The 14,720-nt window shown below is 71.3% G+C and carries 13 protein-coding genes and 1 pseudogene; 8 read left to right on the top strand and 6 right to left on the bottom strand.

What is annotated here, in order from left to right:
- The first annotated feature begins 70 nt into the window (after positions 1 to 70).
- A complete protein-coding gene (locus N8I84_RS26505) occupies positions 71 to 1,000 on the top strand; it encodes a 1-aminocyclopropane-1-carboxylate deaminase/D-cysteine desulfhydrase (RefSeq protein ID WP_263231999.1) in 930 nt (309 codons plus the stop codon).
- 24 nt (positions 1,001 to 1,024) lie between these two features.
- Here the strand turns inward: N8I84_RS26505 and N8I84_RS26500 are convergent.
- Positions 1,025 to 2,619: pseudogene (locus N8I84_RS26500) on the bottom strand (Na+/H+ antiporter).
- A 62-nt stretch (positions 2,620 to 2,681) separates the two neighbouring features.
- Here N8I84_RS26500 and N8I84_RS26495 point away from each other — a divergent pair.
- The 3 genes from N8I84_RS26495 to N8I84_RS26485 all read left to right on the top strand — a co-directional run bounded on the left by N8I84_RS26495 (position 2,682) and on the right by N8I84_RS26485 (position 4,726).
- Positions 2,682 to 2,942, top strand: a complete 261-nt coding sequence (locus tag N8I84_RS26495) for a UBP-type zinc finger domain-containing protein (protein ID WP_263231998.1) — start codon at positions 2,682 to 2,684, stop codon at positions 2,940 to 2,942.
- Between the two features lie 273 nt (positions 2,943 to 3,215).
- Positions 3,216 to 3,629: an ATP-binding protein gene (locus tag N8I84_RS26490; protein ID WP_103839295.1), complete on the top strand. Its 414-nt coding sequence runs from the start codon at positions 3,216 to 3,218 to the stop codon at positions 3,627 to 3,629.
- Positions 3,626 to 4,726: an RNA polymerase sigma factor SigF gene (locus tag N8I84_RS26485; protein WP_200419250.1), complete on the top strand. Its 1,101-nt coding sequence runs from the start codon at positions 3,626 to 3,628 to the stop codon at positions 4,724 to 4,726. Before N8I84_RS26490 ends, N8I84_RS26485 begins: the two co-directional genes overlap by 4 nt.
- Before the next feature lie 310 nt (positions 4,727 to 5,036).
- On the opposite strand, the gene N8I84_RS26480 is transcribed toward N8I84_RS26485, so the two are convergent.
- The gene (locus N8I84_RS26480) at positions 5,037 to 5,489 is read right to left on the bottom strand and encodes a hypothetical protein (RefSeq protein ID WP_263231997.1); all 453 of its coding nucleotides are present in this window, start codon (positions 5,487 to 5,489) and stop codon (positions 5,037 to 5,039) included.
- A 135-nt stretch (positions 5,490 to 5,624) separates the two neighbouring features.
- Here N8I84_RS26480 and N8I84_RS26475 point away from each other — a divergent pair, with 135 nt between their 5' ends.
- Positions 5,625 to 6,593: a diacylglycerol/lipid kinase family protein gene (locus N8I84_RS26475; protein WP_263231996.1), complete on the top strand. Its 969-nt coding sequence runs from the start codon at positions 5,625 to 5,627 to the stop codon at positions 6,591 to 6,593.
- Between the two features lie 321 nt (positions 6,594 to 6,914).
- Positions 6,915 to 7,172 (top strand): WhiB family transcriptional regulator, encoded by a 258-nt coding sequence (locus N8I84_RS26470; RefSeq protein WP_003992873.1) that lies wholly within the window; start codon positions 6,915 to 6,917, stop codon positions 7,170 to 7,172.
- Positions 7,173 to 7,383: 211 nt separating this feature from the next.
- Here the strand turns inward: N8I84_RS26470 and N8I84_RS26465 are convergent, their stop codons facing one another.
- Both N8I84_RS26465 and N8I84_RS26460 read right to left on the bottom strand, forming a co-directional pair.
- Positions 7,384 to 8,850 (bottom strand): sensor histidine kinase, encoded by a 1,467-nt coding sequence (locus N8I84_RS26465; protein ID WP_263234897.1) that lies wholly within the window; start codon positions 8,848 to 8,850, stop codon positions 7,384 to 7,386.
- Positions 8,851 to 9,274: 424 nt separating this feature from the next.
- Complete coding sequence (locus N8I84_RS26460; RefSeq protein WP_263231995.1) at positions 9,275 to 10,057, bottom strand: TetR/AcrR family transcriptional regulator; 783 nt, start codon at positions 10,055 to 10,057, stop codon at positions 9,275 to 9,277.
- 91 nt (positions 10,058 to 10,148) lie between these two features.
- Here N8I84_RS26460 and N8I84_RS26455 point away from each other — a divergent pair, with 91 nt between their 5' ends.
- Positions 10,149 to 10,901, top strand: a complete 753-nt coding sequence (locus N8I84_RS26455; protein WP_263231994.1) for an SDR family oxidoreductase — start codon at positions 10,149 to 10,151, stop codon at positions 10,899 to 10,901.
- A 36-nt stretch (positions 10,902 to 10,937) separates the two neighbouring features.
- Here the strand turns inward: N8I84_RS26455 and N8I84_RS26450 are convergent, their stop codons facing one another.
- Positions 10,938 to 12,008: an SIS domain-containing protein gene (locus N8I84_RS26450; RefSeq protein ID WP_263231993.1), complete on the bottom strand. Its 1,071-nt coding sequence runs from the start codon at positions 12,006 to 12,008 to the stop codon at positions 10,938 to 10,940.
- A 350-nt stretch (positions 12,009 to 12,358) separates the two neighbouring features.
- On the opposite strand from N8I84_RS26450, the gene nagB reads away from it, so the two are divergent.
- Entirely contained in the window at positions 12,359 to 13,144 is a 786-nt protein-coding gene (gene nagB / locus N8I84_RS26445; RefSeq protein WP_263231992.1) for a glucosamine-6-phosphate deaminase, read from the top strand.
- Between the two features lie 80 nt (positions 13,145 to 13,224).
- Here the strand turns inward: nagB and N8I84_RS26440 are convergent, their stop codons facing one another.
- The gene (locus N8I84_RS26440; RefSeq protein WP_263231991.1) at positions 13,225 to 14,718 is read right to left on the bottom strand and encodes a glycoside hydrolase family 3 protein; all 1,494 of its coding nucleotides are present in this window, start codon (positions 14,716 to 14,718) and stop codon (positions 13,225 to 13,227) included.
- Positions 14,719 to 14,720 lie beyond the last annotated feature (2 nt).

The raw sequence follows: 14,720 nt of genomic DNA, 5'->3' as shown, positions 1-14,720 counted from the left end.
TCTGCGCTGGGCACTTGAGCGCGGGTTTCCCAGCACCCCCGACCGGTGGCCGGTGTTCGACAATGGCTCAGTGACCAGCAATGACGCGCGAAACGAGCGCGAAACGCCCGACCCGGCGACCGCGCTGCGCCCGCGCCTGCCGTCGCCGCTGCAGGAGGTCGTGGACGACCGGTTCACGCGGTACGGCGTGCGGCTGCTGCTCAAGCGCGACGACCTGATCCACCCGGACCTGGTCGGCAACAAGTGGCGCAAGCTCGCCCCCAACCTGCGGGCCGCGGCAGCCCGCCCCCTGCTCACCTTCGGGGGCGCGTACTCCAACCATCTGCGGGCCACGGCCGCGGCGGGCCGACTGCTGGGGCTGGAGACGATCGGAGTGGTCCGCGGCGAGGAGCTTGCCGACCGCCCGCTCAACCCCTCCCTGGCCCGGTGCAGCGCCGACGGCATGCGACTGCACTTCATCGACAGGTCGATGTATCGCCACAAGGCGGAGCGGGAGACGCTGACCGGCATCCTGCGGGCGGCGGACGCCGAGGAGGCGTACGTGGTTCCGGAGGGCGGGAGCAACTCCCTCGCCGTGCGCGGCTGCCGCGCGCTCGGTGAGGAGCTGCGCGGCCGCGCGGACGTGGTCGCCGTGGCCTGCGGCACCGGCGGCACGCTGGCGGGCCTCGCGGCCGGCCTGGCCCCCGGCCAGCGGGCCCTGGGCATCCCCGTCCTGAAGGGGGGCTTCCTGACCGCCGAGGTGACCGCCCTGCAGACCCGCGCCTTCGGCGCCCGCCGCGGCACCTGGTCCCTCGACGACCGCTTCCACTTCGGCGGGTACGCCCGCACCACACCCGAACTCGAAGCCTTCGCGACGGACTTCGCCTCCCGCCACGGCCTGCCGGTGGAACGTCTTTATGTCGCCAAGCTGCTGTACGGGCTGGTCACGCTGACCCGGGAGGGGGCGTTCCCGAGGGGGACGACGGTGGCGGCCGTGATCACGGGTCGCCCCTTCCCCTAAGGGAGCCCTGACCCGGCCCGGGGCTCACGTCGTCTCCCGGTACGCCGCCGCCTCCTCCAGGTCCAGGCGGCGCAGCAGGGTGCGGAGCATCTCGTCGTCGATGTAGCGGTGGTTGCGGAGCTTGACGAAGACCTCCCGCTCGGCGCCGATCATCTCGCGGGACAGCCGCCGGTAGGTGTCGTCGACCGTTTCGCCCGTCACCGGGTTCACCGAGCCGAGCCGCTCCCAGACAGCGTTGCGGCGGCGCTCCAGGACGGTGCGGAGCCGGTCGGCCAGTGGCGGCGGCAGTGCGTTGCGCTCGTCCTCCAGGAGTTCCTCGAGGCGCTGCTCGGCGGCCCGGGACGCCTGTGCCTGCGCGTTCGCCTCCGCGAGCGTCTCCGCCTGGGGGTCACGCCCCGGCAGGCGCAGCAGCCGGATGATCGGTGGCAGGCTCAGTCCCTGCACCACCAGAGTGCCGATCACCGTCGTGAAGGTCAGGAAGAGGACCAGGTTGCGGTCGGGGAACGGGCCGCCGCCGTGCACGGTGCGCGGGATCGAAAAGGCGATCGCGAGTGACACGACCCCCCTCATCCCCGCCCAGCCGATGATCAACGGCCCCTTCCACGTCGGGTTGTCCTCGCGCTCCCGGATGCGCCCGAAGAGCGCACGCGGCAGGAAGGTCGCCGGGTACACCCAGACGAACCGGGACACGACGACCACCAGGAACACGGCCACCGCGTACCAGGCCGCGCGCGTGCCCTCGTAAGGACCGAGCCCCCTGAGGACGACCGGCAGCTGCAGTCCGATGAGCGCGAACACCGCCGACTCCAGCACGAACGCGACCATCTTCCAGACCGCCTCCTCCTGGAGCCGGGTCGCGAAGTCGACCTGATAGTTGTGGTAGCCGAGGTAGAGGGCGACGACGACCACGGCGAGGACACCGGAGGCGTGCACCCATTCCGCGACGCCGTAGGCGACGAACGGGATCAACAAGGAGAGCGTGTTCTGCAGCAGCGCCTCCTTCAGGTGGGTGCGCAGCCAGTGGATCGGCATCATCAGCAGCAGACCGATCACCACACCGCCGACCGCCGCGAGCAGGAACTCCCGCACGCCGCCCGACCAGGTCGCGCCTTCGCCGACCGCCGCGGCCAGCGCCACCTTGTACGCGGTGATCGCGGTCGCGTCGTTCACCAGCGACTCCCCCTGCAGGATCGTGGTGATCCGCGAGGGCAGGCCCACCCGGCGGGCGACCGCCGTCGCCGCGACCGCGTCCGGCGGCGCGACCACCGCACCAAGGACCAGCGCCGCCGTCAGCGGCAGGCCCGGCACGATCAGATACGTCGCCCAGCCCACGGCGAGCGTCGCGAAGAGCACGTACCCGACGGACAGCAGGGCGACCGGCCGCATCTGCGCCCTCAGGTCCAGGTAAGAGCTGTCGGTGGCCGCCGTGTACAGCAGCGGGGGCAGCACCAGCGGCAGGACGATCTCGGGGTCGAGGGTGTACTCGGGCACCCCTGGCAGGTACGAGACCGCGAGCCCCACGGCGACCAGCAGCAGCGGCGCCGCACCGGGGTCCGGCGCGCCGCCCCGGCGACGGCCGCGCTACCGGCGACCAACAACAGCAGTGGCACCACGTTCATCGTCTTCCGCCCGCCCTCTTTTTCCGCGCCGCTTCCCGCGGACCCGTCGTAATCTGGCCATCATGAAACAGTGCACGCACGGCGACGCGCTGCCGGACCCCGAGCCCAAGCCCCAGAGCGAGACCTGCCTGGAGTGCCTCGCCGCCGGTACGCACCCGGTGCAACTGCGGCTGTGCCTGGAGTGTGGACACGTGGGCTGCTGCGACTCCTCGCCCCTTCGGCACGCCACGGCGCACCACGAGGCCAGCGGCCACCCGGTGATGCGCACTTTCGAACCGGGTGAGAAGTGGCGCTGGTGCTTCGTCGACCATGTACTCGTGTGACCCTGGGCCGGCGCGCGTGTGACCCTGGACCCGGACGGTTCGCCGGTCTGACGTCCGGGTACGTCAAAGCGGCGCGTGCTCTTCCCGATTGGTTCCACCAGACCCCTAGCCACTGTGCGTATACATGGGTTTACTATGAGTGACAGCAAGGGGTCGGGGTCCCGGGGACAGGTACGTTGAGAGCGCGATAGCGTCACCGCTGAACCACGAGGGGCGTTACCCCGGGGGCAACCCTCGGCCCCCGAAACAGCTTGTACCACCTTGGAGGTGAGGGTGTCCCAGATCGCAGGCGAGCCCGCGACCCAGGACTTCGTGGAAGTCCGGCTGCCGGCTGCGGGTGCCTACCTGTCGGTGCTGCGCACGGCCACGGCCGGTCTCGCGGCCCGTTTGGACTTCACCCTCGACGAGATCGAGGACCTGCGCATCGCGGTCGACGAGGCCTGCGCGATCCTGCTGCAGCAGGCCGTGCCCGGCTCGGTGCTCAGCTGTGTCTTCCGGCTCATCGACGACTCGCTGGAGGTCACGGTCGCGGCCCCGACCACGGACGGCCATGCCCCCTCGCGGGACACTTTCGCCTGGACGGTCCTGTCGGCCCTGGCCGGCAAGGTCTCCTCCGCGGTCTCCGACGACAAGACCGTGTCCATCAGCCTCTACAAACAGCGCGGCGCGGGACCCGGGCCGGCGTGACGAACGGGGACGGGCCGGTGCGGGACGAAGAGCGCGGCACACGGAAGTTCTCCGCCGGGAGCGCGGGTGGCCCGGGTGGGCCGCCGCGCATGGCGGAAGGCGTGGACGGCATCCCCGAGCAGGCCCGTCCGCACCCGGAGGGCCAGGCGTCGGCGGTCATGGCACCCGTGCAGACGGGTCCGGCCGGAGCGGACGAGGCGCTCTCCGTCCGGGGCGGCGCACGACGGGATGCAGGCGGAGCCACGGGCACGTCCTCCGGAGGGCGGCGGACGACGGGCGGGACGATGAGCGAGCACGAGCGAAACGCTGAGCAGGGTGTGCCGGTCGGCGCACAGCACGACCCACAGGACCGCAGCGGCGCGCGGGCGATGTTCGTCGAACTGCGCAAGCTGAAGGAAGGCAGCCCGGAGTACGCCGAGCTGCGCAACAAGCTGGTCCGTATGCACCTGCCGCTCGTCGAGCACCTCGCGCGCCGCTTCCGCAACCGCGGCGAGCCGCTGGACGATCTGACCCAGGTCGCCACCATCGGGCTGATCAAGTCGGTCGACCGCTTCGACCCGGAGCGGGGCGTCGAGTTCTCGACCTACGCGACCCCGACGGTCGTCGGCGAGATCAAGCGGCACTTCCGCGACAAGGGCTGGGCTGTGCGGGTGCCGCGGCGCCTGCAGGAGCTGCGCCTGGCCCTGACCACGGCCACGGCCGAGCTGTCCCAGCAGCACGGCCGCTCTCCGACGGTCCATGAACTGGCCGAGAAGCTGGCCATCTCGGAGGAGGAGGTCCTGGAGGGCCTGGAGTCCGCCAACGCGTACTCGACGCTGTCCCTGGACGTCCCCGACACGGACGACGAGTCCCCGGCGGTCGCGGACACGCTCGGCGCGGAGGACGAGGCGCTGGAGGGCGTCGAGTACCGCGAGTCGCTCAAGCCGCTGCTGGAGGACCTTCCTCCGCGGGAGAAGCGGATCCTGCTGCTGCGCTTCTTCGGCAACATGACCCAGTCGCAGATCGCGCAGGAGGTCGGCATCTCGCAGATGCACGTCTCGCGTCTGCTGGCGCGGACGCTGGCCCAGCTGCGGGACAAGCTGCTGGTGGAGGAGTAGGACGGCGGCACGCGGGGCTGCCGGTCGGCGGCGCCCCGCCGACGGCCGGTGCCCCACCCTCGCGTCGGCTCGGCGCCCGGAAGGGCGGCGACGGCCGCGATGTCGCCGGTGTCGGCGGTGTCGGCGGGTCGCTCCTGTCGCTGGTGTCGTCGGGCAGGGAAATCAGGCGCTGTCTCGTGCTCGGCGTCGCGACGCCGAGCACGACACGGCTGGACGTCGGCTACTCTCCGGCTGCTTCGCGGGGCTGGACGCCGGCCGGCTCTTGGACGCCTGGCCACCGCTTCGGCTCCTCCGCGGAGCCGGACGCCATCTACCGCTTCGGCTCTTCCGCGCGGCCGGGCCCTCGGATTCCGAGGGCCTGCGTCGTCGCCGGGTTCACGAGGAGCACCAGGGCCGTCACCGCGACGATCGCGAGCACGATGCCGACCGGGATCGCGACGCTGTCGGCGCGGAGCAGGTTGTACGCCACCGGCAGCGCCATGATCTGGGTGATGACGGCGGGGCCCCGGCTCCAGCCGCGCCGCAGCAGCAGACCCCGCGCGGCCAGCAGGGGGAGCAGCGCGAGCACGATCAGGGTGATGCCGAGAGTGACGGCCTGCTGACGGTCGTCCGGCGAGCCCGTGAGGCCGAGGACGAGCGTCCAGACGCCGCCCGCGACCAGGGCCAGCCCCTCCAGGCCGGCCAGGGCCGCCGCGGCGGTCAGCCGCGTGGGGCGGGGCCCGACTTCGCGGGTCTCAGGAGTGGGGTTCTGCTCAGCGCTCACCCCTGAAGGGTAGCCCTCGCCCCGGCCGCCGCGGCCGACGCCTTCGGCCCCTCTGTGCCCAAGACCACTCCCGCCCTCTTACCCGATCCCTACCCGGCTAGGGCCGAGTACCGCCCAGTAGGTACGCTGCACACCATGCGTGCACTTCTCGTGGTCAATCCGGCGGCAACCACCACAAGCGCACGTACCCGTGATGTCCTCATCCACGCCCTGGCGAGCGAGATGAAGCTCGAGGCGGTGACCACCGAGTACCGGGGCCATGCCCGGGACCTCGGCCGGCAGGCCGCGGAGAGCGAGGACATAGACCTGGTCGTGGCGCTCGGCGGCGACGGAACGGTCAACGAGGTCGTCAACGGCCTGCTGCACCACGGCCCCGACCCCGCCCGCCTCCCCCTGCTCGCCGTGGTGCCTGGTGGCTCGACCAACGTCTTCGCCCGCGCCCTCGGCCTGCCCAACGACGTCGTGGAGGCCACCGGCGCCATCCTCGACGGCCTGCGCGAGCGCCGTGAGCGGGTGGTCGGCCTCGGTCTCGCCGCGGGCACCCCGGGCACCGAGGACGAGGCGGTGCCCTCCCGCTGGTTCACCTTCAACGCAGGCTTCGGCTTCGACGCGGGAGTGGTGGGCCGAGTGGAGCAGCAGCGGGAGCAGGGCAAGCGGTCCACGCATGCGCTCTATCTGCGCCAGATGGTCCGCCAGTTCCTGGACGAACCGCATCGCAGGCACGGCACGATCACCCTGCAACGGGCGGGTGAGGAGCCGGTCACGGATCTGGTCATGTCCATAATCTGCAACACCGCGCCCTGGACGTTTCTCGGCAATCGTCCTGTGTACGCCTCACCTAAGGCCTCGTTCGATACCGGCCTCGACGTGCTGGCCCTCAGCCGCCTCTCGACTGCCTCGGTTGCCCGGTATGCGACCCAGTTGCTCACTTCGTCCCCCGAGCGGGGACCCCGGGGCAGGCACGTCGTCGCGCTGCACGACCTGAGCGGCTTCACCTTGCATTCCAAGGCGCCCCTCCCCCTTCAGATGGACGGTGACCACCTCGGGGTGCGTACGAGCGTGACGTTCACAGGCGTACGCCGTGCACTGCGTGTGATTGTGTGAGCAGAAGGGGCTAAAGTCCTTTCACTCGAACGTTTAGGCCAGGATCCACCCCTTGGAAGTACGGCTGTGACCTAGTCGACACCAAGGAATCAAAAAAAACTTTCCGGAAGGGGTTGTATCCGCCGCTGAGGTTTGCGAGTCTCTACGTGGCGCTCGGGACAGCCCGCAACACCGGCTCCCATCGAGAGTGCTCGAACCCCTCCTCAAACCACAGGACCACGTCAGTGAGTCTGACGATCGGCCCTTCACTTGTTGAGGGATTCGTGAAAGCGTTCACATTCACAAGCAATCTGCACGTAATACCACGGAGAGGTAGCAGCCATGGACTGGCGTCACAACGCCGTTTGCCGCGAGGAAGACCCCGAGCTCTTCTTCCCCATCGGCAACACTGGTCCTGCGCTGCTGCAGATCGAGGAAGCCAAGGCCGTCTGCCGTCGCTGCCCGGTTATCGAGCAGTGCCTGCAGTGGGCGCTCGAGTCCGGCCAGGACTCCGGCGTCTGGGGTGGTCTCAGCGAGGACGAGCGCCGCGCCATGAAGCGCCGCGCCGCCCGCAACCGGGCCCGTCAGGCCTCCGCCTGACACACCCGCCCCGACGAGCCTGAGCTTGGCGGCGCGTACAGCGAGTACGCTTCTCCCGCCCCCGAGCCGCAGCGCGCAGTCGCTAGCAGCAGCTGGCACAACGAGCTTTAGCCCCGGACCCCTTGGTGGTCCGGGGCTCATTGCTGTGGGGACGATGCCCTCAGGGGCGGGGGGACGGCGGTGTCCGTAACCGCTCGGCCGCCGCCCGGGCTCACTTCTGCGCACGAACCGGGATGTCCAGGATCACCCGCGTGCCGCGCCCCGGGGCCGGGACCATGTCGAAGGTCCCGCCCAACTCGCCCTCCACGAGCGTCCGTACGATCTGCAGCCCGAGGTTGCCCCCAGTCTGGGGATCGAAGCCCTCGGGCAGGCCGACCCCGTCGTCCTGGACGGTGACCAGGAGGCGCGCCTCCTTCGGCGTACCGCCGCGGACGGCCGAGACCTCGACCGTGCCGGTGTCGCCCTGACGGAAGCCGTGCTCCAGCGCGTTCTGCAGGACCTCGGTGAGCACCATGGACAGCGGGGTGGCGACCTCCGCGTCGAGGATGCCGAAGCGGCCGCTGCGCCGGCCGGTGACCATGCCGGGCGAGATCTCCGCGACCATGGCGAGCACCCGGTCGGCGATCTCGTCGAACTCCACGCGCTCGTCCAGGTTCTGGGACAGCGTCTCATGGACGATGGCGATAGAGCCGACCCGTCGCACGGCCTCCTCGAGGGCCTCCCTGCCACGATCGGACTCGATGCGGCGGGCCTGCAGGCGGAGCAGGGCGGCGACCGTCTGGAGGTTGTTCTTCACCCGGTGGTGGATCTCCCGGATGGTCGCGTCCTTGGTGATCAACTCGCGCTCGCGGCGCCGCAGTTCGGTGACGTCCCGGAGCAGGACCAGCGAGCCGATGCGCGTGCCCTTGGGCTTGAGGGGGATCGCGCGGAACTGGATCACCCCGTCCTTGGCCTCGATCTCGAATTCGCGCGGCGCCCATCCGCTGGCCAGCTTGACCAGTGCCTCGTCCACCGGCCCCTTGGTCGGGGCGAGTTCCGCGGTGGTCTTGCCGAGGTGGTGGCCGACGAGGTCGGCGGCGAGGCCGAGCCGGTGGTACGCCGACAGCGCGTTCGGTGAGGCGTACTGGACGATGCCGTCCGCGTCGAGCCTGATCAGGCCGTCGCCGACGCGCGGCGAGGCGTCCATGTCGACCTGCTGGTCGGGGAACGGGAAGGCGCCGGCCGCGATCATCTGGGCGAGGTCGGAGGCGCTCTGGAGGTAGGTGAGCTCCAGGCGGCTCGGGGTGCGCACGGTCAGCAGGTTGGTGTTGCGCGCGATGACGCCGAGGACGCGGCCCCCGCAGCGTACGGGGATGGACTCGACCCGGACCGGAACCTCCTCGCGCCACTCCGGGTCGCCCTCGCGCACGATCCGGCCCTCGTCCAGGGCCGCGTCCAGCATGGGGCGGCGGCCGCGGGGGACGAGGTGGCCGACCATGTCGTCCTGGTAGGACGTGGGGCCGGTGTTGGGGCGCATCTGGGCCACCGACACATACCGGGTGCCGTCGAGAGTGGGCACCCACAGGACCAGGTCGGCGAAGGAGAGGTCGGACAGCAGCTGCCACTCCGACACCAGCAGATGCAGCCACTCCAGGTCGGAGTCGCTGAGGGCGGTGTGCTGGTGGACCAGTTCGTTCATGGAGGGCACGTGTGCGAGGGTACCTGGGCGTTCGGACATCGATCGAAATCGGCCGGTGCAGGCACCCCGGTACGACCCTGCCGGGGAGGCGGTCCGGGTGCGGCGCTCGCACGGACCCCGAAAGCACCCGCGGGCCGCGGCGCCTGGGAGGGACCCTCAACCCTCCCGGCACCGCAGCCCGGAGCATCAACGGCCGCGGGGTGTGCGGTCCCGGTCGGCCGAAGGTCGAGGAGCCGGAGCAGTCAGGGCAGAGAGCGCCGGTTCCTCGGGCCGCCTTCCTGTGCGGGGAAGACGGGGCTTGTGTCTTTACTTACTTTACCTAGGGTTGTCGGCGTGGTGGACTAGACCACGCTGGCAGGACCATGGTGCCTGGGTCTCGGTGCATGTGTCCATGCGTTTGAGGATGTTTGTTGTTGTCTCTTTATCAGACATCCATGCCCGCACGCATCCGTCCTGGCCATCCCGACGGCCCACTCGGAGCGTAGTCCCGGTCGGTTCGTGCGCGGGGCCAGACGGCCAGGGCCACCTCGGCGAGCGCTTCCAGTTCCTCCCGAGTGGCCCCGTCGCGCGCCTGTTGGGACATGCCCTGGATGATCGCGCCGACGTACCGGGCGAGCGTGCGGGCATCGGTATCGGCGGGCAGCTCGCCGGCGGCGACCCCGGCCCGGATACGGCTCTCGAAGGCGTCGATGTTGGCCTTGCGCCGCACCCGCAGGGACGCCTCGATCCCCGGCGTCGTGCAGTTGGCGGCGGCGTGGATGACGAGGCAGCCGTGCGGGTGCCCGGGGGCGGTGTAGAGCTCGGCGGCCTCGCGCAGCATCCGCTCGACAGCGGCGCGAGCGGTGGGCTCCTCGGCGAGGGCCCGGTCACCGAAGGATCCGTACCGCTCGTCGTAGACGCCGACGACCTCCTCGAAGAGGGACCGCTTGTCGCCGAACGCCGCGTACAGGCTCGGCGCGCCGATCCCCATGACCCGGGTGAGGTCGGAGACGGAGGTGGCCTCGTAACCGTGCTCCCAGAACGCGAGGAGGGCCTTTTCGAGTGCGGTCCCGCGGTCGAAGGAACGGGGGCGTCCGCGTGGGCGGGACGACCCGGAACCGCCGCGCGCCGGCGTCGACTCGGTCGCGGGCTCGCGCTCGGCCGCGGCCCCCGTCAGCCCCCCGGGCAGCGGCTCGGTCCGTCGGTCGGTGTCCTGGCTCTCCACCATGGGGTGGATTTTATAGCGGTGGCTAGAGAAATGACCCGGCCCTGCAGTACGGTCTTTTCTGTATCGATCGCTAGGGAATGGGGGCGTCGGCATGGGTGTGCTCGCGGGGAGGACCGCGCTCGTCACGGGGGCGAGCAGGGGCATCGGCCGGGGAATCGCCGAGCGGCTGGCGCGTGACGGCGCGCGGGTGGCCGTGCACTACGGCCGGAACGAGGCGGCGGCGAAGGAGACGGTCGCGGCGATCGAGGCGGTCGGCGGTTCCGCATTCGCGCTCGGCGTCGAGCTGGGGCTGCCGGGCGACGCCCAGGCCCTGTGGGAGGCGTTCGACCGCCATGCGGACGGCGTGGACATCCTGGTCAACAACGCCGGGATCGGCGGTGCACGCCCGCTGTCGGAGATCGAGGAGGAGGAGTACGACAAGGTCTTCGCGGTGAATGTGAAGGCGCCGTTCTTCATCGTGCGCCGCGGCCTGGACCGGTTGAGGGACGGCGGTCGTGTCATCAACATCTCCTCCGGCCTGTCCAGGACCGCGGCGATACCGCAGCAGATCGCCTATGCGATGACGAAGGGCGCCCTGGACGTCTTCACCCGCGACCTGTCCAAGGTGCTGGGCCATCGCGGCATCACCGTGAACTCGGTGGCGCCCGGGATCATCGACACCGACAACACCGCCGAGTTGCTGCACGGCACGCAGGACGGCGCGGCCTGGGCCGCCTCCATATCGGCACTGGGCCGCGTGGGCACCCCGGCGGACGTCGCCGACGTGGTGGCGTTCCTGGCCTCGGACGCCGGCCGGTGGGTCACGGGCAGCTGGGTGGACGCGACGGGAGGTTCGCTGACGTAGGGCCTCCGGCGGACTTCCGGCAGATCCAGCCGCTTCTCAGTGCGTCTCCGTCACCTTTGCCAGGGCGCGCGGGGCGTCCGGGTCCTGGCCGCGGGCGATGGTGACCTCGTAGGCGAGGAGCTGGAGCGGGATGATCTCGAGGATCGGCTGGACCTCCTCGGCCACACCCTCGGTCGGCAGGACGAACCCCGCCGATGCCTGCTCGACCTGGCTCGTCGGCCCGATGACGACGAGGTCGGCGCCGCGGCCGCGCAGCCGGTCGAGTACGGGCTGGAGCGCGGCGCCGCCCTTGCCGTCCGTCACGACGGCGATGACCGGCGAGACGTTGTCGACCATGGCGAGCGGACCGTGCAGGAGATCGGCGCCGGAGTAGGAGAGCGCGGGGATATAGCTGGTCTCCATCAGCTTCAGGGCGGCTTCCTTGGCGGTGGGGTAGCCGTAGCCGCGTGAGGTGATGACCATGCGCTCGGCGAAGCGGTAGCGGGCGGCGAGGGCGCGGACCTCGTCCTGGCGGGCGAGGAGTTGCTCGGCGAGGTCGGGCAGTGCCTTCGCGGGGGCGCCGTCGCCGCCGCGCAGTCCTTCGACGAAGAGATAGAGGGCGAGGAGGGAGGCGGTGTAGGTCTTGGTCGCGGGGAGCGCCTTCTCCTCACCGGCCATGACGTCGATGTGGTACTCGGAGACGGCGGCCAGCGGTGAGTCGGGGTTGTTGGTCACGGCGAGCGTGAGGGCGCCGGCCTCGCGGGCGGCCCGCGTCGAGGCGACCAGGTCCGGGGAGCCGCCGGACTGACTGACGGTGATGACGAGGACGTCGGTGAGGTCGGGGCGGGCGCCGTAGGCCGTGGTCGTGGACATCGAGGTGAGACCGCAGGGCAGGCCGAGGCGGATCTCCAGGAGGTACTTGGCGTAGAGCGCGGCGTTGTCCGAGGTGCCGCGGGCCGTCAGCAGCACGAACCGGGGCTTGCGGGCGGCGACCTCGCGGGCCACCTCCCGGATGCGCGGCGCCCCCTCGTCGAGGATGCGGCGCAGCACGGCGGGCTGTTCGGCCATCTCCCGGGCCATGGTCCGTCCCGGGAGGTCTCGCTGAGGGTCCGGCGTCGTCGGCGTCATGGGGTTCCTCCCGGGGTGGGCAGTGCCTCTCGCTCTGGCCTGACGGCTCCTATTCCACCCCCTCGGACCCGGCGATGCCTCGGCGGGGAGGCAGTGGCGGATCTGCGCCCGGTGATGCCGGGCAGAGCGGGACAGATCTGTACGTCTGCCGGCCCGAATCCGCCAGGCGGGCGGCCCCGGCCGGGCCCCGCTTTCGGGCCGCCGCCGGCTCCCGCCGGACCGCCTCCCCACTCACCGCCGACACCCCTGTCCGCAGCCCCTACACCGACCCCGGCTCTGTTAGATTGGTCTAAACCACATGGTCCCTCTCCCCGGTTCCAGTCCCCTCTCCTCAGATCGGCAGGCCCAGCGTGGAAGTTGTCATCGTTCCGGACGCCCAGGCGGGTGGCGAGCTCATCGCCGAGGCCATGGCACAGCTGCTCCGACGCAAGCCCGACGCCCTGCTCGGTGTGGCCACCGGGTCGACACCGTTGCCCGTGTACGAGGCCCTGGCAGCGAAGGCGCGTTCCGGTGCCGTGGACGTTTCACGGGCGCGTGTCGCCCAGCTCGACGAATACGTCGGACTCCCCGCGGACCACCCGGAGTCGTACCGTTCCGTCCTCCGGCGAGAGGTGCTGGAGCCGCTCGGCATAGGCATGGACGCCTTCCTGGGGCCCGACGGCACCGCAGAGGACGTCCAGGCCGCGTGCGCGGCGTACGACAGGGCGCTCACCGAGGCCGGAGGCGTGGATCTGCAGCTGCTCGGGATCGGAACCGACGGGCACATCGGGTTCAACGAGCCGTGCTCCTCACTCGCCTCCCGCACCCGTATCAAGACGCTCACCGAGCAGACACGTATCGACAACGCCCGCTTCTTCGACGGCGACATCGCCCAGGTGCCGCACCATGTGATCACCCAGGGCATAGGCACCATCCTCGAGGCGCGGCACCTGGTGCTGCTGGCGACCGGCGAGGGCAAGGCGGACGCGGTCGCCGCGACCGTCGAGGGCCCGGTGGCCGCCGTCTGCCCGGCCTCCGCGCTCCAACTCCACCCGCACGCGACCGTTGTCGTGGACGAGGCCGCCGCGTCCAAGCTGAAGCTCGCCGACTACTTCCGCCACACCTACGCCAACAAGCCCGACTGGCAGGGCATCTAGCCCCCTCCCAAGGAAAACGCCTCACAAGGAGGACGCCGGGCCCGGACGGCACCCGGACCCGGCGTCCTCCCCGCCACGGCTCAACGGCCCGCGATGACCTCCGCCGCCGCCCGACCGCACACCCGTGCCGCTCCGTGGGTGGCGATGTGCAGGGCACCGCGAGGAGCGGCCTGGGGCACACCCATCTCGACCACGATGGTGTCGGGACGCTGCGCGAGGAGCGTGTCCAGGGCGGAGGCCATCCAGGGGTGGCGGTGCTCGTCGCGGACCACCGCCACGATCCGCCGGGGCCCGGCGGCCGCCAGCGCCGCACGGCCCGCCGCGTCCCCGGCGAAGCTGCCGGTCTGCGTGCCGGGAAGCAGGCGGAGCAGTTCGGCGGCCACGCCCCACGGGGTCTCGTCGCCCACCGCGATGTTGGCGACGGGGGTGAGGGCGGCAACGTAGGGCGGCTCGGTGAGCGGGGTGAAGCCCTCTTCGCCGGTGACCGTCAGCGCGCGGCGGGCCGCGAGCAGTCCGATGTCGGCGACGGGCGGCCGGTGTGGGCCGGCGCCGTCCGCTGCCGCCGACGCCGTCCACCGTGCCAGCGCCCGTACGCGTTCCGCGGCCTCGGCGAGCCGTTCCTCGGCCAGCTCGCCGGAGCGGACCGCCGCCACCAGGGCGTCCCGCAGCCGTCGTACCGTCTCGTCGTCCGCGAGGCCGCCGCCCACGCAGATGGCGTCGGCACCGGCCGCGATGGCGAGGACGCTGCCGCGCTCGATGCCGTACGTCCCGGCGATCGCCCGCATCTCCATGCCGTCGGTGACGATCAGGCCGTCGTAGGCGAGCTCGTCGCGCAGCAGGTCGGTCAGGATGCGCCGGGACAACGTTGCCGGGCGGTCCGGGTCCAGGGCCGGGACGAGGATGTGCGCGCTCATCACCGCCCGCGTGCCGGCGGTGATCGCCGCGGGGAACGGGGCGAGTTCGCGGTCCTGGAGCACGGCTGCTTCCGCGTCGATGCGCGGGAGGGCGAGGTGGGAGTCGACCTCCGTGTCGCCGTGGCCCGGGAAGTGCTTGGTGCAGGCGGCGACGCCGGCGGACTGCAGGCCGGTGACGTAGGCGGCGGTGTGGCGGGCCACCAGCTCGGGGTCGGCGCCGAAGGACCGGACGCCGATCACCGGGTTGGCGGGGTTGGAGTTCACATCGGCCGAGGGCGCCCAGTTGAAGTTGACCCCGCACTCGGCGAGCCGGCGGCCGAGTGCGTACGCCGCCTCGCGGGTCAGGTCGACGTCGTCGACCGCGCCCAGCGCGTGGTTGCCCGGGAAGGAGGAGCCGGTCCGCACCTCCAGGCGGGTGACGTCTCCTCCCTCCTCGTCGATGGCGACGAGGACGTCGTCGCGTTCGGCGCGCAACTGTGCGGTCAGCGCGGCGAGTTGTTCGGGCGAGGTGATGTTGCGGCCGAACAGGCCCACGGACGCCAGGCCCTCGCCGAGGCGCCGCAGCAGCCAGTCGGGGGCGGTGGTGCCGATGAAGCCGGGTTGGAGGACCGTCAGCGCGTCGCGCGTCAGAGTGTCCGTGCCGCTGGCGAATGTCGTCATCG

The organism is Streptomyces cynarae, from assembly GCF_025642135.1.
Taxonomy (GTDB): domain Bacteria; phylum Actinomycetota; class Actinomycetes; order Streptomycetales; family Streptomycetaceae; genus Streptomyces; species Streptomyces cynarae.
The sequence above is the reverse complement of the archived record's forward strand: the minus strand, read 5'-3'. Positions and strand labels throughout refer to the sequence as shown.